23 protein-coding genes are annotated in these 24,336 nt (G+C 39.3%); 11 read left to right on the forward strand and 12 right to left on the reverse strand.

Annotated features, from left to right (window positions below):
* The first annotated feature begins 183 nt into the window (after positions 1-183).
* A complete protein-coding gene (locus ACIF8R_RS09950; RefSeq protein ID WP_000130925.1) occupies positions 184-945 on the forward strand; it encodes a ThiF family adenylyltransferase in 762 nt (253 codons plus the stop codon).
* Positions 946-1,008: 63 nt separating this feature from the next.
* Here the strand turns inward: ACIF8R_RS09950 and ACIF8R_RS09955 are convergent, their stop codons facing one another.
* On the reverse strand, positions 1,009-1,131 hold the full coding sequence (locus ACIF8R_RS09955) for a hypothetical protein (RefSeq protein ID WP_081404853.1): 123 nt from the start codon (positions 1,129-1,131) through the stop codon (positions 1,009-1,011).
* Between the two features lie 102 nt (positions 1,132-1,233).
* On the opposite strand from ACIF8R_RS09955, the gene ACIF8R_RS09960 reads away from it, so the two are divergent.
* Positions 1,234-2,142 carry a LysR family transcriptional regulator gene (locus ACIF8R_RS09960; protein ID WP_396480499.1) on the forward strand — a complete coding sequence of 303 codons (909 nt, stop codon included), beginning with the start codon at positions 1,234-1,236 and terminating at the stop codon, positions 2,140-2,142.
* Here the strand turns inward: ACIF8R_RS09960 and ACIF8R_RS09965 are convergent.
* The 5 genes from ACIF8R_RS09965 to ACIF8R_RS09985 form a co-directional block, all read right to left on the reverse strand.
* Positions 2,134-2,643 (reverse strand): hypothetical protein, encoded by a 510-nt coding sequence (locus tag ACIF8R_RS09965; protein WP_004698691.1) that lies wholly within the window; start codon positions 2,641-2,643, stop codon positions 2,134-2,136. The genes ACIF8R_RS09960 and ACIF8R_RS09965 overlap by 9 nt on opposite strands.
* A gap of 336 nt (positions 2,644-2,979) precedes the next feature.
* Positions 2,980-3,984, reverse strand: a complete 1,005-nt coding sequence (gene dusA, locus ACIF8R_RS09970; RefSeq protein ID WP_396480501.1) for a tRNA dihydrouridine(20/20a) synthase DusA — start codon at positions 3,982-3,984, stop codon at positions 2,980-2,982.
* A 137-nt stretch (positions 3,985-4,121) separates the two neighbouring features.
* A complete protein-coding gene (locus tag ACIF8R_RS09975; protein ID WP_396480503.1) occupies positions 4,122-5,318 on the reverse strand; it encodes an MFS transporter in 1,197 nt (398 codons plus the stop codon).
* Positions 5,319-5,336: 18 nt separating this feature from the next.
* On the reverse strand, positions 5,337-5,744 hold the full coding sequence (locus tag ACIF8R_RS09980) for a RidA family protein (protein WP_396480505.1): 408 nt from the start codon (positions 5,742-5,744) through the stop codon (positions 5,337-5,339).
* A 68-nt stretch (positions 5,745-5,812) separates the two neighbouring features.
* On the reverse strand, positions 5,813-6,739 hold the full coding sequence (locus ACIF8R_RS09985; RefSeq protein ID WP_396480507.1) for a DMT family transporter: 927 nt from the start codon (positions 6,737-6,739) through the stop codon (positions 5,813-5,815).
* Positions 6,740-6,977: 238 nt separating this feature from the next.
* On the opposite strand from ACIF8R_RS09985, the gene ACIF8R_RS09990 reads away from it, so the two are divergent.
* From ACIF8R_RS09990 to ACIF8R_RS10010, 5 genes are all read left to right on the forward strand, one after another.
* Positions 6,978-8,105, forward strand: a complete 1,128-nt coding sequence (locus tag ACIF8R_RS09990) for a Re/Si-specific NAD(P)(+) transhydrogenase subunit alpha (RefSeq protein ID WP_174735586.1) — start codon at positions 6,978-6,980, stop codon at positions 8,103-8,105.
* Between the two features lie 11 nt (positions 8,106-8,116).
* Positions 8,117-8,431: a proton-translocating transhydrogenase family protein gene (locus tag ACIF8R_RS09995; RefSeq protein ID WP_000230434.1), complete on the forward strand. Its 315-nt coding sequence runs from the start codon at positions 8,117-8,119 to the stop codon at positions 8,429-8,431.
* A gap of 12 nt (positions 8,432-8,443) precedes the next feature.
* The gene (locus ACIF8R_RS10000; protein ID WP_396480509.1) at positions 8,444-9,898 is read left to right on the forward strand and encodes an NAD(P)(+) transhydrogenase (Re/Si-specific) subunit beta; all 1,455 of its coding nucleotides are present in this window, start codon (positions 8,444-8,446) and stop codon (positions 9,896-9,898) included.
* 143 nt (positions 9,899-10,041) lie between these two features.
* Positions 10,042-10,650: a hypothetical protein gene (locus ACIF8R_RS10005; protein WP_396480511.1), complete on the forward strand. Its 609-nt coding sequence runs from the start codon at positions 10,042-10,044 to the stop codon at positions 10,648-10,650.
* A gap of 17 nt (positions 10,651-10,667) precedes the next feature.
* A complete protein-coding gene (locus ACIF8R_RS10010; RefSeq protein WP_396480513.1) occupies positions 10,668-11,642 on the forward strand; it encodes a PT dipeptide repeat lipoprotein in 975 nt (324 codons plus the stop codon).
* A gap of 66 nt (positions 11,643-11,708) precedes the next feature.
* On the opposite strand, the gene ACIF8R_RS10015 is transcribed toward ACIF8R_RS10010, so the two are convergent.
* The 6 genes from ACIF8R_RS10015 to ACIF8R_RS10040 form a co-directional block, all read right to left on the reverse strand.
* Positions 11,709-12,530, reverse strand: coding sequence for an SDR family NAD(P)-dependent oxidoreductase (locus tag ACIF8R_RS10015; protein ID WP_396480515.1), 822 nt, complete (start codon positions 12,528-12,530; stop codon positions 11,709-11,711).
* Between the two features lie 237 nt (positions 12,531-12,767).
* Positions 12,768-13,169 carry a ribosome silencing factor gene (gene rsfS, locus ACIF8R_RS10020; protein WP_001047580.1) on the reverse strand — a complete coding sequence of 134 codons (402 nt, stop codon included), beginning with the start codon at positions 13,167-13,169 and terminating at the stop codon, positions 12,768-12,770.
* Between the two features lie 81 nt (positions 13,170-13,250).
* A complete protein-coding gene (locus tag ACIF8R_RS10025) occupies positions 13,251-14,045 on the reverse strand; it encodes a hydroxypyruvate isomerase family protein (protein ID WP_396480517.1) in 795 nt (264 codons plus the stop codon).
* 16 nt (positions 14,046-14,061) lie between these two features.
* Positions 14,062-14,928: an NAD(P)-dependent oxidoreductase gene (locus ACIF8R_RS10030; protein WP_396480519.1), complete on the reverse strand. Its 867-nt coding sequence runs from the start codon at positions 14,926-14,928 to the stop codon at positions 14,062-14,064.
* An 11-nt stretch (positions 14,929-14,939) separates the two neighbouring features.
* The gene (locus ACIF8R_RS10035) at positions 14,940-15,728 is read right to left on the reverse strand and encodes a crotonase/enoyl-CoA hydratase family protein (RefSeq protein ID WP_016803787.1); all 789 of its coding nucleotides are present in this window, start codon (positions 15,726-15,728) and stop codon (positions 14,940-14,942) included.
* Positions 15,729-15,825: 97 nt separating this feature from the next.
* Complete coding sequence (locus tag ACIF8R_RS10040) at positions 15,826-18,633, reverse strand: ATP-binding protein (protein WP_396480520.1); 2,808 nt, start codon at positions 18,631-18,633, stop codon at positions 15,826-15,828.
* 172 nt (positions 18,634-18,805) lie between these two features.
* Between ACIF8R_RS10040 and cysM the strand changes: the two genes are divergently transcribed.
* From cysM to ACIF8R_RS10060, 4 genes are read left to right on the forward strand one after another with little or no spacing between them, the layout of a single operon-like run.
* Complete coding sequence (gene cysM / locus ACIF8R_RS10045; protein ID WP_002054567.1) at positions 18,806-19,738, forward strand: cysteine synthase CysM; 933 nt, start codon at positions 18,806-18,808, stop codon at positions 19,736-19,738.
* Positions 19,739-19,750: 12 nt separating this feature from the next.
* Positions 19,751-20,569 (forward strand): 3'-5' exonuclease, encoded by an 819-nt coding sequence (locus ACIF8R_RS10050; RefSeq protein ID WP_396480522.1) that lies wholly within the window; start codon positions 19,751-19,753, stop codon positions 20,567-20,569.
* A 9-nt stretch (positions 20,570-20,578) separates the two neighbouring features.
* A complete protein-coding gene (gene rlmD, locus ACIF8R_RS10055; protein ID WP_396480524.1) occupies positions 20,579-21,970 on the forward strand; it encodes a 23S rRNA (uracil(1939)-C(5))-methyltransferase RlmD in 1,392 nt (463 codons plus the stop codon).
* A gap of 30 nt (positions 21,971-22,000) precedes the next feature.
* Positions 22,001-24,307, forward strand: a complete 2,307-nt coding sequence (locus tag ACIF8R_RS10060; RefSeq protein ID WP_004698623.1) for a bifunctional (p)ppGpp synthetase/guanosine-3',5'-bis(diphosphate) 3'-pyrophosphohydrolase — start codon at positions 22,001-22,003, stop codon at positions 24,305-24,307.
* The last annotated feature ends 29 nt before the right edge of the window (positions 24,308-24,336 follow it).

Here is a 24,336-nt window from a genome sequence, read left to right on the forward strand (position 1 = left end):
TTCACAGAACCTGTTCAATATTAATTAGCATCTTACGTTTTGCAAAAACAGTATCTTGTCGATGCTCGACAGGCTGTGAATGGCTTTGGCACCAATCAGATAGCTGGCTAGTGCCAAGTAGCAATTTGGTTTTGAAAAGCAGTAAAATACTCCCCGTGTTTTATATCCCCTCAAAGAGTAGCAATGACCGATCTCCAACAAGATGAATATGACCGCCGTTTTGCAGGTGTAGCCAAAATTTATGGTGATTCATCGTTCCAGCACTATGAAAAAAGTCATGTGATGGTGATTGGTATTGGTGGGGTCGGCAGTTGGGCAGTAGAAGCTTTAGCGCGTACAGGTATTGGTGAGATCACATTAGTCGATATGGATGTGGTTGCAGCATCAAATGTGAATCGTCAGCTACCTGCAATGACCTCAACTCTGGGCTGTGAAAAAGTTGAGATTATGGCAGAGCGTTGTCGCCAAATTAACCCACGTATTAAAGTCAATATTATTGATGACTTCTTAACACCAGAAAATGTTGCAGAGCTTTTAAACCCTGTACCGGATATTGTTTTGGACTGCATTGATGATGTTAAAGCAAAACTGGCTTTAATGCTCCATTGTCGTTTTAACAAAATTCCTTTGATTGTATCCGGTGGAGCAGGTGGTAAGCTCGATCCACTTAAAATCCGCGTAGCTGATTTATCAAAAACAGAACAAGACCCAATGTTAGCGAAGCTACGTAGTCAACTTCGTGCTCGCGGCATCTGTAAAAAGCCAAAAGAGAAATTTGGCATTACCTGTATTTACTCAATCGATAATCCATTTTCAAGTGCAGATGTCTGCCCATCAGCTGGCTTGCGCTGTGGTGGCTATGGTTCAGCGGTAGTGGTGACATCCAGCTTTGCTATGATTGCTGTGGCTGAAGTTTTGAAAAAGCTTGATTTAAAGAAAGCCTAATTTAAATATTGAAAAGGCATGCGCTTATGTGAGTGCATGCCTTTTATTTTTGAGAGAAACTATTTAATCATATAGCTCTATGTTGTCTTGCTGGGGCTGTGTAGGTAGCTGCTGATCATAAAATTTAAAGCACCATAAAATTAGAATAACGATGGTGCATATTGCGAAACCTTTTAAATACTTCATGAAGAATTCAATTAAGTGAATGGTCTTAATAAAATTCTAGTCAAGGTTATTCATCTAATCTAATATAGAAAATAGACTAAGTGATCTAATTTTGAGATGGGAATGCTCACATTAAAACAATTTCAATATTTCATAAAAATTGTTGAAGAAGGGAGCTTTACTGCTGCCTCAGAAAAGCTATTTATTGCTCAGTCTGCTTTAAGTCGACAAATGAAACTATTAGAAGAAGAAATTGATTTTCCGTTGTTTGACCGTACTGACAAAAGAGCAAAACTCACGGCAGCGGGAGAGGTCTTCTATAAGAAAATAAAAGATAACCTACTTTACTTAAATGAAATTATTGACCTATCTAAAAGTGTGTCGGATGGGAAAAACCGTCAGATTAAAATTGCTCATTCAAGCAGCATTGTTATGGACCATAAAAAGGTTCAAATATTAAAAGAAGTTAGCTTAACCCAGCAGCTGAGTTTTGAGTTGAATACCTTGTCATCAGAACAACAGATCTTAGCGTTAATGAATGGTGAAATTGATATTGGTTTTATTCGGCCACCCGTTCGGCACACACTGGATGAGATGAGTGTTGTTAAGCTATATGAAAAGCCATTAATGGTGGCTGTACATATTGATCATGCCAAATTTGCTAAAGAAGAAAAGGTTTATTTAAAAGACTTAAAAGATGAGTGTTTTGTATCTACACCTCATGCTGAAAGAGGGGGCTTAAGTTATTTGGTCGCAAATCTGTGTTTAGCATCAGGATTTACCCCACAAAAAGCCCCCATTCAGTCGCGGAAGGTTTCGCAGTTACAATTGGTTGCTGCAAATTTGGGAATCAGTATTGTTCCGCAAGAGTTTCAGCAAATTTTGCCTAATCAGGTAAAGCTTTTACCTTTGGCAGATCATTTGTCACTTTCAGAAGTTCAGTTGGTCTATAGAAAAGATCATGATGAAATGATTCAACGCTGTGCCGAGCAAATTCATCAAATGTTTTGTCTTAAAAATGAATTAGCCTAATCTGTAGTAAGTATAAGTAACGCTATCATCTTTATAGACGTCATAACTGCTTTGTTTAAAGTCAGAAACCCATTCACTGCCTGTGTAACCAGCAATATGCCCATAAACGTGATTGCGGGTTCTATGAATGATGTAAATGTCGCCTTCTTGTGGCTCATCAAAAGCTGGATCAATTTCTTTATAGCCGATCTTTTTCAGGGTATCACCCCAATCAGATGCTGCAATTGGATGGTTTTCAACATCGGCACCAGCAGACTCAAGTGCAAGACGAATGCTACGTGCACAACGAGCTTTACTGCGTCTAGAGGTAACACTTTCTAATTTTGCTACGAATTTTTCTACATCTATGGCTGGAGGGGTGTTGCTTTCAGTGCGGTGATTATTGGGTTTCATGGTGAAGGGATAAGGAAGGCTTGGTGTGCTGTGTGATACAACAATCGCTGCCTGATTTGAATCCTGATACATATAGTTATCAGCTACTTGTCCGTCATAAATAATCATCGTGAAATCTCTACCCGTACTACCTATATCCGTATTTAGAAAATCACCACCTACCTGTGGTGTTCAGAGATACTAATTGCCCAAACTTAAAAGTTTTGTTTATGTTATGTAATAACGTATCTTTTTTCCAGTTTTTATTTCTGACAAAGAAAAAATAGCCTAGTTGAAATAGCGACTAAAAGCAGTGAAATTTAATTGTTTGATATTATTCATTATAAATAATTAATCAGAGCTTAAATTTGAATATTTTGAGCCGACATTTGCGAATATACTCAAAATCTAAGTCTCTGATTTAAAATGCCACATTTTCTTACAATTTAAGAAGGCTAAGCAGGCTTAAACCTGATGCTCTTTTACATATTCTTCAGTACGAATAATAGCAGCTTGCATGTTTTGAATTGCATTCTCGACATCAGCTAAAGTTTTCGCATTTCCACCACTCAATGCCTGACGCCATTTACGGGCACCCGGTAAATTTTGGAATAAACCTAAAATATGACGGGTAATGATAGAGAGTGGCGCACCCTCAGCCATGCGTTGTTCGATATAAGGCAGCATTTGTTCCATAATATCGAAACGGTCTGGTGCTTCTAGGTTCCAAAGTTGGCCAAGCTCAGCAAGTAGGTAAGGGTTGTGATAGGCTTCACGGCCAATCATTACGCCGTCAACGTGTTGTAAATGAGCTTGAGTTTCGGCAAAAGTTTTAATTCCACCGTTAATTTCAATGGTAAGGTATGGGCGTTCTTGTTTTAAACGGTAAACATCTTCATAGCGTAGTGGTGGCACTTCACGGTTTTCTTTCGGAGACAAACCTTTCAATATCGCAATACGTGCATGCACAACAAAATGAGTACAGCCTGTGGACGCAACGCTGTCTACAAAGTGCAGCATTTCTTCGTAAGACTGCATGTCATCAATACCGATACGGTGCTTTACCGTTACCGGAATATTCACCGCTTTTTGCATGCTATGAATACATTCAGCGACCAAGTCTGGTTCTGCCATTAAACATGCACCGATTTTATTATTCTGGACGCGGTCACTTGGGCAGCCTACATTGAGGTTGACTTCATCGTAACCCCAGTCTTCAGCCATTTTTGTACAAGTGGCAAGCTCTTGAGGATTTGAACCACCGAGTTGCAGTACGATTGGGTGCTCTTGAGCGTTATAGTCCAAGTGGCGTTTTGCATCGCCAAATAAAATCGCGCCTGTCGTTACCATTTCGGTATACAGCACAACGTTTGGGTTAAACAACCGCGCAAAGAATCGGTAATCCTTTGTAGTCCAGTCCATCATAGGCGCGACAGAAATACGAGGTTGTAACGATTGAAGTGATTGCATAACCAATAGACCCAAAAGTCGCTAAATTAAAGAAAGGGCAGCATTATACGGGGTTTAGCCTTGAATCGACAGAGGCTTTTAATCGCGTAATTTATAACCGCCCTTGGGTTGGATATAGAAAGATGATTTTTAACAAGTTACGTTATGGCTGAGCCAGCTGCTTTTTTTTGTAAGAAAGCATCAATCACACTAAACAAAATGCAAAACACAACGAGTCCAACACCGGCAAGACATGTCATGGCCCATCCACCATGATTCCAAGCAAAAATTCCTAATGCCGAACCAGCTGCGCCGCCAATAAAGTAGGTGGTCATATAGATGGCATTAATACGGGACTTAGCATCTGGACGTAGGCGGAAAATAATACTTTGGTTACTGGTGTGAACGAGCGCGAGTGCTAATTGAATTAACGCAAACCCAATGACATACGTAGAAAGTAGAGTTTGTCCAAAGTAGAAACAAATCCAGCTTACCAAGAACAGTCCACAACCCATCCAAGTAAGTAATTTTGTGTAGCCTTGGTCGGCGTATTTACCAATATAGCGCGTGGATAGTGCACCAAAAATACCAACTAGAGGAACGAGTCCGATAAATAGATCGGGTAAATGATGTGCCGAGGTAAGAAGTAGAGCAATGGTGGAATACAAAGTACTGACTGCTGCAAAGGCAAAAGCACCCGTAAGCGCTCTTAATAATAATCGCTTTTCCTGCTTTAAAAGCTGAGCCATGGAAACAAAGATTTGTCCATAGTTCATTTTCATACGCAAGACATAAGGCAAACGGCTTTTTAAGGTAAATGCCAATAGAAGCATTAATATACCGCTTACCACATAAACCACTTTCCAGTGGAAAAGGTTGGAAAATAAGCCAGCTAGACTGGTAGAGAGTAAAATTCCGACCAATAAGCCACTCATTAAAAAACCAATGATCTCGCCAGTTTTTTCGGGCTTAACCGTCATGGTTGCAAGTGGAATAAGCACTTGGGCAGCAACAGAAAACAAGCCCGCTAAAATTGTACCAATCCAGAGCATAGGCAAGTTAACAGCAAACGCAGAAGTAAATAGTCCAACTGCACAAAGCACCATCAAAAATGGAATAGCCTTGGCTTTATTGACGATGTCACCCATCGGAACAATAAAGAGTAAACCGAGGGCATACGACACCTGAGCAAATGTCACTGTTAAAGCAGCTTCTGCTTGCGTTACAGCAAAGTCTTGCTGAATTGAGTGAATTAGGGGCTGACAGTAATAATTCACACCTGCACATAAGCCACATGCTGCTGCCATCAACCAAAGCAAAGGTTTATTTTGACTGATATCTTCAGGGGTAGACATGATGTTCTCTCAGTTTTATTAGGTATATGCCGTTGCTTCAACTTCAATAAGCATGCGTTCTAATGCAAGGCGTGGCACGGGAATGAGTGTGCAGGCTGGAAAAGGATGATTTTTCCATAGATTTTGCATGATTTTAATTAAAATTTGGTGTTTTTCATCCGAGTGGTCAACAATTAAAACTCTTAAAACAGCTATATCTGAGATTTGTGCGTTTGCTGCAGTTAAGGCATGTTGAATGTTATTAAAAACTTGAGTGGCTTGTTCTTGAAAGAGTGGGCTGAGTTTGCCGTTTGAATCTTCACCGCCTTGACCAGCTATATGAATAATATTTTTAAAATTTTGGACTACTGCAACATGACTATAAGCATTTGGGGTTGGGTTATATAAAGACGATGGATTTATAATTTTAAAAGCTTCTTTATTCATTGGAATTCAACCGTTCATTAAAAGTTAGATGAGTATCCAACCTCAACTTAAGTTGAGGTCAAGAAGATTTAATGTTTTAGTCTTTTCTTTCTAAGGGTAATCATCATCACACCTACAATATTGAGTAGACAGCCTACCCATTGCCACATATTGAGATGTTCATTCAAGAAGACAACGGCAAGTAAAATCGTTAGAACTGGTCCAATAGAAGCAATCATTGCAGATTGTGATGCACCAAGACGCTCAATGCTTTGTATAAGCATAACAGTGGGTAACACAGTGACTAAAAAGCCTAAGCCGACTCCATACCAAATGACGCTTGAGGGGAGCTGTAATATCAGTTGAATAGGATGAGGTGTGCTCAAAGCGTAATGCGTTAATGCACCAATACAGGCAATAGTGAGCGCTAAGCCTGTGAAATTCCAAGAACCAAATTTTTTAATTAATGGCGGAGTTAGCAGTAAATAGCCTGCAAAAGCTACCGCACTTGCAAATACGAAACTTGTTCCTAACCAGAAATTGCCCTGAATTGGTGCATTGTTATGTTCTTGAAGCATTACTAGCACCGTTCCACCATAACTAAGGAAAATGGCGAATAAACTTTTTACATCTAATTTTTGTTTGTAGAGCAGGCTTGAAGCGATCACGGTAAGTGTGGGATATAAAAATAGGATAATTCGCTCTAAAGAGGCACTAATAAACATGAGACCCATGAAATCGAGCCAGCTGGCGAAGTAGTAGCCTAATAGACCGGCAAAAATTAAAATTAGCCAATCCTTCTTTTTTGTGCCCTGATTATGATGCCTATTGAACCAGCAAATTAATAGAAAGAACGGTAAAGCGCTTAACATACGTAAAGCCATCAGGACTGTACCGTCTACTAATGGAGAAAGGGCATAAGTTTGTTTAATAAAGATTGCTTTTGTGCTGAATAGAAAAGCAGAGCAAAGCGCAAAAAAAGACCCAATTTGAGACGAAGATAAAGAAATTTTCATATACAGGACTGTATAAGAGAGACTGTTGTCTGCAAAAAAAGAAAAATCTTCCTATATTACACCTCAAGTCAAATATCGTGAATCATCAGTTCAAAATATGGGTATTTATTAAATAAATAGTGGGTGGTATTTTCAAAAAGTTCAATTAGAATCCAAATTCTGTACAAAGAATACACATGGGGGAAACATTGCGGGTTGCAATGTTTTTGACAATGAGAAATTAGCTTGAGGAACGCTCATGCAGATCGGAATCCCAACCGAAACTGTCGTCGGTGAAAATCGTGTAGCTGCTACGCCAGAGACAGTAAAGAAGTTGATTAGCGCTGGTCATAGCGTTGTGATTGAACGTGGTGCTGGTGTAAAGGCTGCGTACATTGACAGTGCTTATGAACAGGTCGGTGCAACCATTACGGATGATGCCTATACAGGTAGTCAAATTATTTTGAAAGTTCGTGCGCCACAAGGCGGGGAAATTCAAAAACTTGCAGCAAATACAGCTGTTGTAGCAATGTTTGATCCTTATCGTAATACCGAGCTAGATCAGTTTGCGAATCAGCAAGTATCTGCTTTTGCTCTGGAATTGCTTCCTCGTACGCTTTCTCGTGCACAAAACATGGATGTGTTGTCTTCTCAGGCGAACTTGGCTGGTTATAAATCAGTTTTGCTTGCAGCGGCTGAATATCAACGTATGTTCCCAATGCTTATGACTGCTGCCGGTACTGTAAAACCTGCACGTGTTGTGATTATGGGTGTTGGGGTTGCGGGTCTTCAAGCGATTGCTACTGCAAAACGTTTGGGTGCAATTGTTGAAGCAACTGACTTGCGTCCAACAGCTAAAGATCAGGTTGAGTCTTTAGGTGGTAAGTGGTTAGACGTACCAATGTCTGAAGAAGAACAGCAACGTGCAGCAGATGCAGCAAAAAATGGTTATGGCTGGATGCCAGGTGAGCAATACATCAAAGACCAAGCTGCGATTGTAGATAAAGCTGTGTCGAATGCCGATATCGTGATTACAACAGCATTGTTGCCGGGTCGTGATGCACCGCGTCTGATTAAAGCTGAAACTGTTGCCAAGATGAAACCGGGCTCTGTCATTTTAGATATGGCTGTTGAAACTGGCGGTAACGTTGAAGGCTCTAAAGTTGGCGAGACTGTGTTTACAGAAAATGGTGTGAAAATTTTGGGTATTCCAAATATTCCAGCCACTGTTGCGACAGAAGCTTCTGCATTATATGCACGTAACGTTTTTAATTTCGTAGAGACTTTATTCGACAAAGAGAAAAACTTTGCGATTAATCAAGAAGACGAAATTCAAAAAGCCCTATTGGTCACTCATGGCGGTCAAGTGCTGCTTAAGCGTGGTTAAGGAGATTTCTCATGGTTGAAACTATTACAATTTTCGTCCTTGCCATCTTCGTAGGTTATTACGTTGTTTGGGGTGTTACACCAGCTTTGCATACGCCACTTATGGCAGTAACCAATGCATTGTCATCAATTATTGTCGTTGGTGCGATGCTACAAACAGTAGGTCTACCTGTTTTAGGTGTAGATGCTAATGTTGCATTTCAAAGTGTGAATGTGGTGAGTGTACTGGGTGCGATTGCAGTATTTTTAGCAAGTATTAATATTTTCGGTGGCTTCGCAGTAACTGCGCGCATGCTGGAAATGTTCAAGCCTAAGCAAAAGAAATAAGAGGGCTTTGACATGGAATTTATTCAAGCAAATGCAAACTGGTTGTACCTTGTAGGCGCAATCCTCTTTATCTTGACGCTTCGTGGCTTGTCTGGCCCTAAAACAGCAATTCAAGGTAACCGTTACGGTATGATCGCAATGGCGATTGCAGTTGTGACAACCTTCTTTGTTGCCAACAATCCAGTGATCTGGATGATTGGTGGTGCAATGGTGCTTGGCGCGATTGTGGGTATTGCACGTGCACGTACCGTACCAATGACTCAAATGCCTGAAACTGTTGCACTTATGCACTCATTGGTGGGTTTGGCTGCGGTTTTAATTGCGGTTGCAGCAATTTTGCATAACAACCAGCTTACAGCATTGTTTGCTCAAAACGAGGCAGCATTAACAGCGGCTGGCGTACAACATGCGCACATGAGCAAGGTTCATCTATTTGAATTGTTTGTTGGTTGTTTCGTTGGTGCAATTACCTTTACAGCATCTGTGTTTGCTTACGGTAAATTGGCTGCGAAAAAATGGGCTAAAACAATCTCTGGTGCATGGGTTAAACCTGTTCAAGCACTTATCTTTGTTGCGATGTTGGCTTGTGGTTTCTACTTCTTCACAACTGGCAACATGACTGCTTTCTGGGCAATGACCGCGCTTGCACTTGCATTTGGCTGGGTATGGATTGCACCGGTAGGTGGTGGTGACATGCCTGTGGTGGTATCGCTTCTTAACTCGTTCTCTGGTTGGGCAGCGGCAGGTATTGGTTTTACACTAGAAAACAACATGTTGATCGTTGCAGGTTCGCTTGTTGGTTCATCTGGTGCGATTCTGTCTTACATCATGTGTAAAGCAATGAACCGTTCAATCATCAACGTATTGTTTGGTGGTGCGATGGGTGGTGCAGCAGTTTCTACAGCTGCTAAAGGTGAACAAGTTCAACGTAACTACCGTTCAGGTTCTGCTGATGATGCTGGCTTCTTAATGTCAAATGCAGACAGTGTTGTGATTGTACCGGGTTATGGTATGGCGCAAGGCCGTGCACAAAATGCTGTAAAAGAATTGTGTGAACTTTTGAAAGAACAGGGTGTAACGGTTCGCTTTGCAATCCATCCGGTTGCAGGTCGTATGCCTGGTCATATGAACGTACTACTTGCTGAAGCAGACGTAGCATATGAAGACATCTTGGAAATGGATGAGATTAACTCAGATTTCCCAGCAACTGACGTAGTACTTGTAATTGGTGCAAACGACGTTGTAAACCCAGCTGCAAAAGATGACCCAAGCTCACCGATTTATGGTATGCCGATTCTTGAAGCACATAAAGCACGTACAATCATGGTAATTAAGCGCTCTATGGCGACTGGTTATGCAGGTCTTGATAATGACTTGTTCTATAACGAAAAAACAATGATGATCTTTGGTGATGCTAAGAAAGTTGTTGAAGATATGACTAAAGCAATTAATGGTACAGGCCACTAAGATGCTTTGAAATAAAAAACCACCTTCGGGTGGTTTTTTTGTATCAACCTAATATATAGAAAAGTTTTTATTAATAAAATAATTTATTTAGTAAACATAATAGATATGTTATTTTTAAAAGTAAAATAAAGTGGAAACTGATTATGAGAATATTGACTAATAATATTTTAATTACTTGTTTATTATTTGGTATTTCAGGATGTGGTAATGGAACAAAAGATTCTGTATTAAATCCTACAAATCCTACAAATCCTACAAATCCTACAAATCCTACAAATCCTACAAATCCTACAAATCCTACAAATCCTACAAATCCTACAAATCCTACAAATCCTACATTATCTTTACCAGATCGCCTCTTGGGGACTTGGCAGAAAGGAGTTTGTGATAATGGAAAGTTGGATACTTATGTAAGTTATAAAAATGAAAATAGTGATGAAATACGTTTAACTATAGAAAAGCGTATTTATCAAAATACTGATTGTACAGGTAATATTATTGATGAATATGATATGGCTTCATCTTTTCAATATATTGTGAATATAGGACCTACGCAAAAATTTGAGAACACACACTATAGTTATAATGTTGTGTGGTTAAAAAACCCAAGAATAATTGGTTTCTGGGGAACTGAAGATGAGGGGGGGAGTACGAGAATTATTGCTTTTAAGAATGATGATACGTATTGTGTACTTGGGACAGATATTTTGTCTGAGACCCAAAAAAATATCTTGATGATCCTTCTCAAATAAAAAAATATCTTGATGAGGTGGATGTTGCAAAAGATATAAATTGTAGAGTTCGTGCTACAGCTCCTGCTTATAGTTTAACAAAACCTAGAGATTATGTTGATGAAGCTCAATATAGAGTAGTTCCTGCAACCACATATGATAATTTAATAGTAAAAGCTAATCAATTTGGAGCTGAAGGTTACATTTTATATAAAGACTTTATTTTAAATAGGATGGTTGCGGGAGAGAATAAATCACATATTTTTATTAAGTTTAAACAATCAGAAGATAAATATTTATATGATCTAGTGGATATTAGTAATAATATTGATACTGGTAATTATGTACTTATTGCTGACGAAAGAGAAAGAAAAGCTAAGCAAGGGTATTTGTTAAAATCTATTTATAATATTGATAAAAATCATACTAAGCTATTATTTGTTAAAAATTTAAAAAATAGTAATATTTATAGTTATGATCAAATATATAATTTAGATGAGAGTAATGTAGATGAAAAAAATATTTTAAATCAGTTGAATACTCTTGGATCTCAGTCTTGTCGATATCAATATACTCATGTGTCTCTATTAAATAATCAAGTCGAAAGCGGTTTATTTGATATTCCAGTATGTTTGAAAACTGTTGGAGATAATACTAAATATAGTTATCGATGGGTTGATAACTTAAATAAAGAAGAAAATTTTGATACTTCACCTACTTTATTTGAAAAACTTCTAAAAGATCAAGCAAAAGATGGGTATCAACTTGTTGATGATAATAATACTTTACATCTTAAGAATAAGACTGGATACTTATTTGAAAAAGATAGTTCAAACAATAATATGAGTAGCTTATACAAAGTATATTCAGCTCCAATTCTTAGAACCACTGATTCTCCGAACATTTTATATAATAGATTGCAAGATCAAGGTAATCTTGGTTGGTTTTTGCTTACAAATAGAGTTTATATAAACAAGTTGAATTATAGTGATTTAATTAAGCCGAATAATTAAATTTTGAGATAAGAACAATCTAGGAAATAAAAACCACCTTCGGGTGGTTTTTTTGCTTTTTGAGATTTAAAGAAACTTTTCTACTAAGTCCATTGATTGTTGGTAGAGATCGCGTGCCAGTTGCTGGTTTTTAGCATGTGAAGATTTCCAGTCAGGCATATGCGCACTGACATATTCGCCGTTGCGGTTTTGCCATGAGTCTCCAATCGCCATCTCTGTTATGAGTTTTGCCGGAACTGAAGTTGGCACTAATCCTAATTTCATGGCTGCATAAACTGGTTTTGGTAAATCGCGATAAATATCAGAAGCAACACCGCCAGGGTGTAATGCATTATTAGTAATTGAACTACCAGCTAGTTGTTCAGCTAATGCATTACTGAACAGTAAGTTTGCAAGCTTGGATTGCCCATAATAGAACAGGGGGTTATAAAAACCTTCTGCACGAAATTTATTAGGTTTAATTGAGCCAACCCAGTGAGCAATAGAGGCAAGATGAACAATGCGTGCTTGGGAAGATTGTTGTAAAACTGGGAGTAACTTTTGAGTAAGTAAGAAATGACCTAAATAATTAACGCCAAATTGTTGCTCAAAACCATCTGCTGTGAGCTGTTTTGTTTTTGCAAATAGCCCAGCATTATTAATGAGTACATCAAGATTGCCATATTTATCTGCAATTTCATCAGCAGCTTTTCTGGTTAACTCAAGACTGTTCAGATCAAGAGAAACGATATCAACTTGTCCTTGGTTGAGTGAGCGTAGTTTGTTTTGTGCCTCTTGTGCTTTTTGGGGATTTCGACACGCCAAAATCACATGTTGTCCTTGTTTTACAAGTTGTTCAGCTGTGGCAAAACCAATCCCTGTGTTGGCGCCTGTAATGAGTATCTTCACTTTTAGTGCTCCAGTTATGCTATTTATTGATGAGACTTTAAGAGTGGTTATAGTGCTGGAATTCTGACAATTTGTCATGTCAATTTTGAGTAAGATTGATGACTAGCTCGTAAGTGTTGTTAAAGCTTTGATAGAAATGTCTGAGGCTGTAAGAGATAGTTTGTCTAAATAAAAATTTTGGTTGGTTATATAAACAAAAAGCGGCTCAAAAGAGCCGCTTTTTTAAAAGCAAAAATTTTATGCGACTGACTCTGGGGCAGTACGCCATAAGCTTTCTAAATCATAGAATTTGCGGGCAGTTGGTAGCATCACGTGTACTACAACAAAACCAAGATCAATTAAGATCCATTCGGCATCTCGTTCGCCTTCAACGCCAATCGGGCGGAAACCAGCTTTTCGAGCTTCTTCTGCAACATTGTCAGCAAGTGCTTTGACGTGACGAGTAGATGTACCACTCGCGATGACAATAGCATCCGCAACATTGCTAATAGAACTAACATCTAACTGTAGAATATCTTTTGCTTTTACATCAACTAAAGCGTCATGGACGACTTTGAGACAAGCTTGTACGTCTTTATTTGAGGTGTTCATTGCGAAATCGTGAGAATTAGACACGCTGGGCGATGGTTCTAAATTCATATAGGGTATATTTTCCTGACAATTACTCACTATCTAATATAGTGGCTTTCGCGCTAAATTTCAAACAAAACTAGTAACAGTTTATATATTTACATCATCGGAAAAATATTTATTTTTCCATGTAAATGACTGATTTGACCCATTTTTAGGTTTGTATTCTGCCGCAATGTAGCCCTCATAAGTACTTTGCTTAATCCAAGAAAAAATTTGTTCATAAGGAATTTGAGCTGTGTCGGGTTCATGGCGTCCCGGACAATCTGCAAACTGAATATGACCAATCTGGTGAATATTTTCTTGTAAACCTTCAAGTACATCTTCACCCATCATTGCCATGTGGTAACAGTCATATTGCATTTTTAAAGCAGGGTGATTGACTGCTTCGAGCATTTCTTGAGCTTGAGCAATGTTCTGTACTAAAAAGCGTGGCATATCTGTACCATTAATCATTTCAAATACAGGTTCAATGCCCTGTTCTGTAAGTAAATGACAGGCCAATTTTAAATTGCTTGCGAGTGTTTTAAGGCAAGGGAGTAGGTCTGAATCTTGAGGTTGCTTACCTGCCAGAATATTAACACGAGGTACTTTTAAGGCAGTGGCATAGCGAATAGCTAACTCTAGTGCTTCACGAAATGCTTTTTCTTGACCCGGTATACCTGCCAAACCATTTCCACCCTGCATAAGATCACCAGCAGGAACATTAATTAAGCATAAACTTAGGTTGTAACGTTCAAGTTGGTCTTGAATATCGGAAATGGAAAGTTCGTATGGGAATTGGATTTCTACATGTTCAAAGCCCTCTGCGTGGGCTAATGCAAAGCGTTCAATTAAAGAAACTTCGGTAAAAATCATGGATAAGTTAACGGCAAGACGACCCATATACAAACTCCGTTTATTATTGCTCTACTACTTGAATCATAGTAGCTAAATCTTTCTCAGCAAAGCCATTTTTTTGGTGAGTTTGTAGCTGTAATAGAGCTTTTTGTGCAACGGGGATGTCTAAATTAACATTGTTAGCCAAAGTTACTGCGTTGTTAAGGTCTTTCGATAATGTTTGAACTTTCCACTGAACAGGCTCGAAAGTATGTGTAGCCATACGTGGTGCAAGTATTTGAAAAGGCTTTGAGTCAGCAAATCCACCTGCTAGGGCTGGAGCGAGTAATGTCGTGTCTACACCTGCGCGGTCTGCTAGTGCTACAGCTTCGGCAATAAGAGCACTGTTTGCTGCCACAATGAGTTGATTGCAAATTTTGGTGGCTTGACCGGTACCTGTATCACCCATACGTGTTACACGTTGGGAAAGCACATTGTAAACAGGACTTAAAGCTTCAATAGTTTGAGCATCTCCACCTGCAAAAATGACAAGTGTGCCTTGTTCTGCACCAGCGGTTCCTCCGGAAACGGGAGAGTCAATCCATGTCACGTGTTGTGAAGCAGTAGCCTGAGCAAGTGCTTTTGTTGCAGCTACAGACAGGCTTGAGAAGTCTACAATAACCTGACCAGCTTTTAAGTGAGGTTGAATTTTTTCAAATACGGTTTGCACAGCTTTATCGTCAGCTAGGCAAGTTAAAACTATAGGGTATTGTCCGATGTTTGAAAGATCGAGAGTATGTGCGCCAATATCGATAAGCTCTTCACAAGCAGATGCTGTTCTGTTCCAGACAGCAACTTGAAAACCAGCTTGAATAAGACGGCTAGCCATACGGCTTCCCATAAGTCCTATACCTAAAAAGGCAATAGGTGTATTACGATCAAAATTCATCTTCAAAGCTCTTATCTATATTGGCGTGGTAAAAATTTAACTTCCGGATGTTTATCTTTTTTACGAGCAAGTTTGCTATTTTTACCAAGTAATAATTTAAGTTGCCAGATTTTTTCTAGGCGCAATGATTTTTCTGGTTGATGTTCCATTGCATCTAATACGCGTTTTGCAGCAGTCAAAGCATCTGGTGAGCGTTGCAGCATTTCTGAGGCAATCGCATTTGCTTTTTCTAATGGATTTTCACTTAAGTGAGTTACAAGGCCAATATCTTTTGCATAGTTTCCGTCAAATACACGGGCAGTTAAGGTCAGCTCTTTTGCAAGATCAACACCTATCAAACCCTTAAGTGAGCGGGTAAGTCCCATGTCGGGTACTAAACCCCAGCGACTTTCCATAATCGACATTTTAGTCTCTGGGTGAGCAATACGGATATCGGCAGCCAGCGCAAGTTGCATCCCTGCACCAAAGCAATAACCTTCAAGTGCTGCAATCACAGGTACAGGTAAGTTCTGCCAAATTAGAAATGCTTTTTGGAAAAGGCTTTGTCCTGGCTTTACAAGTTCCCAAATCGCAAATGCAGAATTTTTAGGATTGTTAAGGTCAGATAAATCAATACCAGCACTAAATACTTGTGCTTCACCAGTCAAAATTACACAGCGGATATCTCGGTCTTTTTGTATGGCTTTAGCCGTTGAAACGAGTTCTTTAAGGAGGGCGAAACTCATGGCATTACGTTTATCTGGACGGTTTAGATAAACTGTCGCAATGCCATTATTCTTTTCTATACGTAAAAGTGCCATGAAATTCCCGCTTATTTTTTTATCGATAAGCGGAGCATAACATGGCTTGAAATTGGAAACATGACAGGTCAGTCATGCCTTTTTTATAGGTTCTTGTTTAGTCGGGTATCACTAAAATTTGGTGAGCTGCACTCTCTACTTCTTTAATAACAAGTCCTAACTCATCAAAACGTTGCATGACTTCTTCGATGAATCCGTCATCGGCTCTACGGCGTTCTTTACGTAATGTAGAAACAAACTGTTCGAAGTCACCAGTGACTTGTTGAAGTTTTGGCGTACCGACATAGCGAGTTGCACCATAGAGGCGGTGTAACACATGTTCAAGCTGAGGGAAGTCTTCCAGCTCAATGAGCTGCTGCATTTCATCTAGCTCAGTTGGAAAACTGTCTACCAACATTTTAAGTAAGTCTTGAGCAAGATCTTCTTTATTTGCGGCCAATTGTAGGCTTTGCTGCCAGTTTAATATTTCTGGGTCTAGTGCCTCGGCAACAACATGATGATCTTTATCTAAAGCTTGCGCAGTGAAATTGTTTTTGGTCCATTGCGTTAAAATTTGAATGATTTGCTCCATTTGAATTGGTTTGGTGACATAGTCATTCATACCCACTTTAAGAAGCTTTTGTTTTTCATCAGCAAGTGCGTGAGCAGTTAACGCAATAATTGGAAGCTGCATTTCGCCATCTAGCGTTGACTCTAATGAACGGATCGCACGAGTGGTATCAATGCCTGACATAACCGGCATTTGAATATCCATAAACACTAAATCAAACGGTTTGAGTTTTTGGTCAATGCGTTCTTGAATGATATTTAGCGCCTCTTGTCCACTTAAGGCTTTAGTGGTTTTAACATTTAACTCACCTAACAATGCTTCTAAAACAATTAAGTTCGGTAAGTGGTCATCGACCGCTAAAATATGTAAACCCTGACCATTAAAGTCTTGTTGTTCCTCTTCAAAAATAGGTTGGTCACTTAATAATTGAATGAGTCCGCTACGGCTTAATGGTTGATAAAGTGGGCGAGCACGATATTCAGTGAGCATGTTTGGCTCAAGAGTCATTTGATAGCCGTAAACTGCTAAGTTGCCTTGATAGCGGCTACGAATTTCTTTAAGTAAAGCCTCAGTATCGCCGCTATGATCAACAATAAGCCAAGTATTATCTTTCTGATCAAGATGCTTTAAGCGGCTAAACAAGTCCAGAATCGACTGCGTTTCGATATGTGGAACTTGGTAATTTTCAAGATAGTATCGTAAAACACTTGCTGTTGCTGGGTGTGCTAAATAAGACACTACTTGTAAATGTTCGAAGTGAGGGTGCTCTATCTCATGTTCTTCATCTACAGCGAACTGTGCAGTAAACCAGAATGTTGAACCTTTTTCTGTTGGTGCACGTTCTTGGTTATCTTCAAAGCCAATTTGACCATGCATGAGATGAACCAGTTGTTTGGAAATCGCGAGACCTAAGCCTGTACCACCAAATTGGCGTGTAACAGATGCATCGCCTTGTGAAAACGACTCAAATAATTTTTTGCGGTCAGTACCACTTAAACCAATACCGCTATCTTGAACGCTAAAATGCAGCAAACATTGTCCAATATCGTCATGTTCCATACGTACACGAACAATAATTTCGCCATCTGGAGTGAACTTGATTGCATTTGAAATTAGGTTGGTCAAAATTTGCTTAAAGCGTAAAGCATCTCCAATGACTTCTTGAGGAATGTTGTCTGCATAATAGAATGCCATGGCAATATGCTTTTGGGCAGCCAAAGGTGACAACATATCCATGACATCGAAAATAGCTTCTTCTAAATCAAACGGTGCTGTCTCAAGCTCTAATTTACCTGCATCAATTTTTGAGAAATCTAATACATCGTTAATTAATGCTAATAAATGGGCAGAAGATTTTCGAATAGTTTGTAGATAGAGGTTTTGTTCGTTACTTAGGTTTTGTTGGCGAAGTAATAAATGAATAAAGCCATCAATACTGTTAAGCGGCGTACGAAGCTCATGACTGATATTGGCAAGGAAAACAGATTTTGCCTGATTTGATGAAATGGCTTGGTCACGTGCCTGACGGTAAGTAATATTTTGAACTTCGAGAGTATCTAATGTTCTGCGTAAGTCTTCTTCGGTTTGTTCTGTGTGTTCTTTAAGTTCTAAAAAACTAAAATGTAGTCTTTTCACTACACTTGCGATATCGCGCTGCAGTAAGCGTAATTCACCAGTACTGTTAATGACCATGTGCTGGTCTAAAGTATCTGCATTAAGTCGCTGTAACTGCATCCGAATTTCGTACATTGGCGCAACCCAACGGCGAGAGAAGAAGTTTAGACAGAGCAAAAGTAATAATAAAGTCATTAGACTGGTAATAACTAACGCAATCAGAATGCGATAACGTGCTAATTCTAGTGGCTGATTATCCATTTCAATCACTAGCCAGACAGGGGCTTTCCCTGTGGTATTGCTGACTCGAATACCATAGATATTGTTATTGTTATAAGAGATCGGGCCAAAAAAACTATTGTTTTGCGTAAAGTTGGGCCAGTAACGATTATCTCGGTAACCCACACTTAAGTATGTTTGACCATTACTATCAATTAAAGCAGCACGCTTTAAATCTTTTTCACTGAACATGCTTTGCATAATATTTTGTGCATGATCATATTCATCAGGTTTTAGCTCTACCAATGTGTAGAGGTTTTTGGCGATTTCATTATAACGAGCCAAAATAGCTGAGGCATGATGTAGTTGCTGTTGTTTTGCAGAGTGAGAGGTTTCAGTTAAAACCAGAAAAGCACCAACACCGGTTAAAATCATCATGGGCACAAAAATAAGAGCAATCAATTGCCCATATGCATGATTCAGACGTAAGCGTTTCGATAAGGTTTTATTGAAATTAGACATGGCTACATCGGATTGATCTCTCTGTAGGGCATATTATCACGCTTTATTTTAAAACAGACGGCATTTTATAACTGACTGGGCTTTAATCACTTTCATTAAAAAGCATAGTGAAATGGGTGCAGTACCGATCATTTTTTCATACAATAGTGCCACCCCGATTTAGGTGTTGATCATGAGTAATACACAACCTGATTTTTTAGCCGACGAATTTTTGTTAGATCACTATGTAGGTAAAACACCTTTAGTCCGTTTGCAGCGCTTGGCTTGTCATACGCAGGCAACGGTTTTAGCAAAATTGGAAGGTAATAATCCGGCAGGTTCTGTAAAAGATCGCCCTGCATATAACATGATTATGCAGGCAGAAAAGCGTGGTCAAATTAAACCGGGCGATACGTTAATTGAAGCAACTAGCGGCAATACAGGTATTGCGTTGGCTATGGTTGCGGCAATGCGCGGCTATAAAATGAAACTTATCATGCCAAATAACATGAGCCAAGAACGCAAAGATGCGATGTTAGCTTATGGCGCAGAACTGATTGAAGTGACTCCACAGCAAGGTATGGAAGGCGCACGTGATTTAGCTTTGCAAATGGAAAAAGATGGCAAGGGTCATGTTCTAAACCAATTTGGTAATCCTGATAATGTTGAAGCTCATTACCTGACGACAGGTCCTGAAATCTGGAAGCAAACTGGCGGTAAAATTACTCATTTTGTAAGCTCAATGGGTACAACCGGTACCATTATGGGTGTTTCTAAGTATTTAAAAGAACAAAATCCAGACATTCAGATTGTGGGTTTACAACCAGCTGACGGTTCAAGTATTGCGGGTATTCGCCGCTGGCCAAAAGAATATTTACCAACAATTTTTGATAGCAGTCGTGTAGACCGCATTATTGATATTCCTCAAATTGAGGCTGAAAAAACCATGCGTAAATTAGCGCGTATGGAAGGTATTAGTGCTGGTACATCTTCAGGTGGTGCAGTTTGGGCATCCATCAAGATTGCAGAAGAAAATCCGGAAGCTGTTATTGTGTGCATTATCTGTGACCGTGGCGATCGCTACTTGTCTACAGGTCTGTTCTCAGTACAGGACGATAACTCATAATTGAGAGAAAGAATGCGTTTCCCAACTTTAGTTTTTGACATTGAAACTTTAACTGATTTAAAAGCGGGAGCGCATTTATATCATCTTGATTTGCCAGAGGCAGATGTTGAACAGGCACTCACAAAAATCCGCCGCCAAGAATCAGGTATGGATTTTCAGCGTTTGCCATTGCATGAAATCGTTTGTATCTCTGGTTTATGGATTGATGAATTGGGCTTTAGACTGTTTTCTTTTAGTCGAGAGCACTATTCAGAAGCTGAAATTTTACAGAAATTTCTCTCTATTTTTGACAAGCGCCATCCTACTTTGGTGAGTTGGAATGGCTCACAATTTGATTTACCAGTTATTTTGTTCCGTGCCATGTATCATGGCCTTTCTGCACCGGGCTTGTTCGATCAAGGTGAGCTTGATAGCCAGAAGCGTTTTAATAATTACCAAAACCGTTATCACCACCGTCATATTGATTTAATGGATGTGATGGCAATGTTTAATGGCCGTAATTTCCAGAAACTTGATGAGGTTGCCTGTATTTTAGGTTTACCAGGTAAACGTGGTGAGTCGGGGTATCATGTTCCTGAATATGTACGTGCTCAGCAATGGTTAAAGTTAACCAGTTATTGTGAAGGTGATGTACTCAATACATGGTTTATTTATTTGCGTTGGTTGTTACTTAAAGGTCAAATCAATGTAGATGAACATAACCACTGGATTAGTTCGAGTATTGAATATTTACAGACTATGCCTCAGCAGGCCGATTTTCTTGAAGTGTGGCAACGTACGTCGAAACATACCGACTTTACATCCTACTATTTTAATCCTTTAGATTTTTAGGTTCATTCTTTGAAACAGCAAGCCAAATCTCGCAAAGCTCAGCAACCTGAATATATTTTTCAGGTTGAAACTCTTTCTCATGAGGGGCGAGGAATTGCGCACTATGGTTCTCATTCGGATCATCCGGCAGATAAGCATGGTAAAAAGGTATTTATCCGTTATGCGTTGCCTGGAGAAACCGTAAAGGCTCAAATTACGCATGAGGCTAAACGCCTTGAAGAAGCTGAAATGATTGAGCTTTTAGCAGAACCTTCGCCACATCGCGTAGAGGCAGTTTGTCCTCATTATGGTATTTGTGGTGGCTGTAGCATGCAGCACATCCATCCAGATGAGCAAATTCGCTTAAAGCAAAATGTACTCCAGTCACATTTACAACACTTTGCGGGTATTCAACCTGAACAGTGGTTAGAGCCAATTCGATCTTTACAAAGTGATTATCGTCGTCGAGCGCGTATAGGTGTGCGTTATTTGCCAAAACCGGATCGTTTGATTCTAGGTTTCCGTGAGCATCATAGTAATCGTTTAACTTCTATCCATACATGTAGTGTTTTGGACAAAAAGTTATCAGATAGTCTGCCAGAATTGCGTACTTTACTCCAAAGTCTAAAAGGCAAAGCGCATATTGGTCATGTAGAATTAGCAAAAGGTGATGAGGAAACTTCTTTATTGGTTCGTCATGTAGAAAAATTAAACAGTTCTGATGTCAACCAATTAAGACAATTTGCGTTACACAAAGGCTGGCAATTGTATTTGCAACCTAAAGGTCCTGAAAGTCTTCGTCGTATTGATGAAGAGCAAGGTGCTATGCGGTTACATTATGCTTTAAATGCATTTGAGGTAAATTTTGCTTTTTCGCCATTGGATTTTACGCAGGTCAATGGCACAGTAAATGAACAAATGGTGCAATTGGCATGTGAATTGCTTCAATTGCAGCAAGGTGAAAGGGTACTGGATCTGTTTTGTGGATTAGGTAATTTTTCGCTTCCACTTGCACGATATGTTGGTGCAAATGGACAAGTTGTGGGTGTGGAAGCAAGTGAAGAAATGGTGCAACGAGCAACGGATAATGCCAAGTGTAACAATCTGGTGCAAGCGAGTTTCTTTTCACAAGATTTAACAAAAGATTTTTCGCATCATTCTTGGGCAAATCAAGGATTTGATGCATTATTGATTGATCCTCCTCGTGCTGGTGCATATGAAATTATGCAGTATGTACCAAACTTTGGAGCAAAAAGAATCGTTTATGTATCATGTAATCCAGCAACACTAGCAAGGGATGCAGGTGTTTTGGCTCAACATGGGTACCAGTTAAAAAAAGCAGCGGTTATGGACATGTTTACGCATACAGAACATGTTGAATCAATTGCTTTATTTGAAAAAATTCAAGAGATAAACGATTAAAAACATGAGTTACATATCCAGGAGAATGGTATGGTCACAGTACGTGAACAGTTACCTGAACAACTAACTGAGTTGTCAGAGGAAACGACTGTAGAGCATGCCGCCGAAACACAAGTCGGTTTAGCCTCATGGTTGGATCGGGTTCGTGAAATATTAGATGGGGCAGAGCTTAAACAACTCGAAGAGGTTGCGCATTTAACCCTGCAAAAAGAGTTAGATTCAACGGTTAATCATCGTTCCAATACATTTGCTACTGGTGTTGGAATGGCTGATATTCTTGCGCATTTGCATGTAGATGAAGACACTTTATCTGCTGCAATGCTTTATCGTAGTGTTCGTGAGGACATTACTGATATAGAAGAAGTGAGGCGCAAATTTGGTGAGCAAGTCTATAACCTTGTCAAAGGCACTTTGGCAATGGGTAAGCTTTCAGAGCTCATTGAAAAAAATAAACGATTAGAAGACCATTTTAATAATAACCAGCGGGAACATTTAAGCGGCATTTATAAAATGCTGATTTCTGTGACCGAAGATGTTCGTGTTGTTTTAATTAAGTTAGCTGAGCGTACTTATTCTTTACGAGAGCTCGCAAACTCGTCACGTGAGCGTCAAGAGCGTGTCGCGCGTGAAATTCTAACTATTTATTCGCCATTAGCGCACCGTTTGGGTATTGCACAGCTTAAGTGGGAACTAGAAGATTTAGCTTTCCGCTATTTGGCACCAGACCGTTATAAAGAGATTGCTTCTTTACTCAATGAAAAGCGTTTAGAGCGTGAACATTATATTCAGTTTGTGATCGACCGCTTAAAAAATGAGTTGGCGTCTTACGGTATTGAAGCTGAAATTACAGGTCGAGCAAAACACATTTATTCGATTTATCGAAAAATGAAAAGTAAAAACCTGAGTTTCGATCAGCTTTATGATATTCGTGCTTTACGTGTATTGGTGAATAGCGTACCAGAGTGTTATCACTCATTAGGTATTGTTCATCAAATTTGGCGTCATATTCCACACCAGTTTGATGACTATATTACCAACCCAAAAGCCAATGGTTATCGCTCATTACATACTGCTGTAATTGCTGAAAATAAATCTTTAGAAGTACAAATCCGTACTCATGAGATGCATGATGAAGCAGAATTAGGTGTATGTTCGCACTTTAACTATAAAGAAGGTTCAAAGAATACCGACCATTCTTTTAACCATCGTTTACATTCGCTTCGTGCTGTTTTAGAACATTACCAAGAACGTAATGAAACCACAGTACATCAAAACGAAGATGAGACAGAAGGCTTTGATCAACTTCAAGACTTTGAAGGTTTTGAAAAGATTTATGTCTTTAGCCGTGATGGTGATATTAAAGAATTACCACGTGGTTCAACTGTTTTAGACTTCGCTTATCATGTGCATACAGAGGTAGGAAATAAATGTTATGCAGCGCGTGTTAACCAGCGCTACGTGCCATTAACCTATACGCTAAAAACAGGTGAGCAGGTTGAGATTTTAACCAAGAAAGACCGTGAACCAAACCGTGACTGGTTGGTGAATTCTTTAGGTTATATCAAGACATCTCGTGCACGTGACAAGCTACGTCACTGGTTCAGGCAGCAAGATCGTAGCAAGAACCTTGAAGTTGGTCGTGAGTTACTGAACAAAGAATTATCTCGATTGGCGATTCACCCGAAGAGTATCGATCTTAACGACTATTCATCACATTTTAATGTGAAAACAGGCGATGATATTTTGGTTAATCTGGTTAGCGGCGATATAAGCCTGCATGCCTTGATTAACCAAATTAATCGTCAAATGCATCTTGATCAGGATGAGCCTGAACTGGTACTTAAGCCAACATTAAACCCACGTGCCAGCCATACTTTGTCTGCACATGGTATTTTGATTGATGGTTTAGACAATGTAGAGCTACATATTGCACAGTGTTGCCAACCAGTCCATGGTGAATCAATTGCGGGATATATCACGTTGAATCGTGGCGTAAGTATTCACAAAGTCTTGTGTTCTGATTATCAGCGCATGATCAAGCAAGAGCCAGAACGTGCTGTTGAAGCTGATTGGGAAATGCAGCCAACTCGTGGTCAAAGTGTTCAAATTGTAGTTGAAGCTTATGATCGTCGTGGTTTGCTCAAAGACTTAACTCAAGTGATTTTCTCTGACCAAATTAATATCCGTCAGGTAAATACAATTTCTGAGGCTGATGGTATTGCCAATATGAAGTTGCTCATTGAGGTGAAAGGTTTGGCTCAGCTTTCACGTTTGTTGGCTCGTTTAGAGCAACAACCTGGAATTATTAGCGCACGACGCATGATTCAAGGTGTTTAAATAAACTAAGTAAAAAGGCCGTCAATTGA

This window comes from Acinetobacter sp. ABJ_C4_1, assembly GCF_044538495.1.
Taxonomy (GTDB): Bacteria; Pseudomonadota; Gammaproteobacteria; order Pseudomonadales; family Moraxellaceae; genus Acinetobacter; species Acinetobacter nosocomialis_A.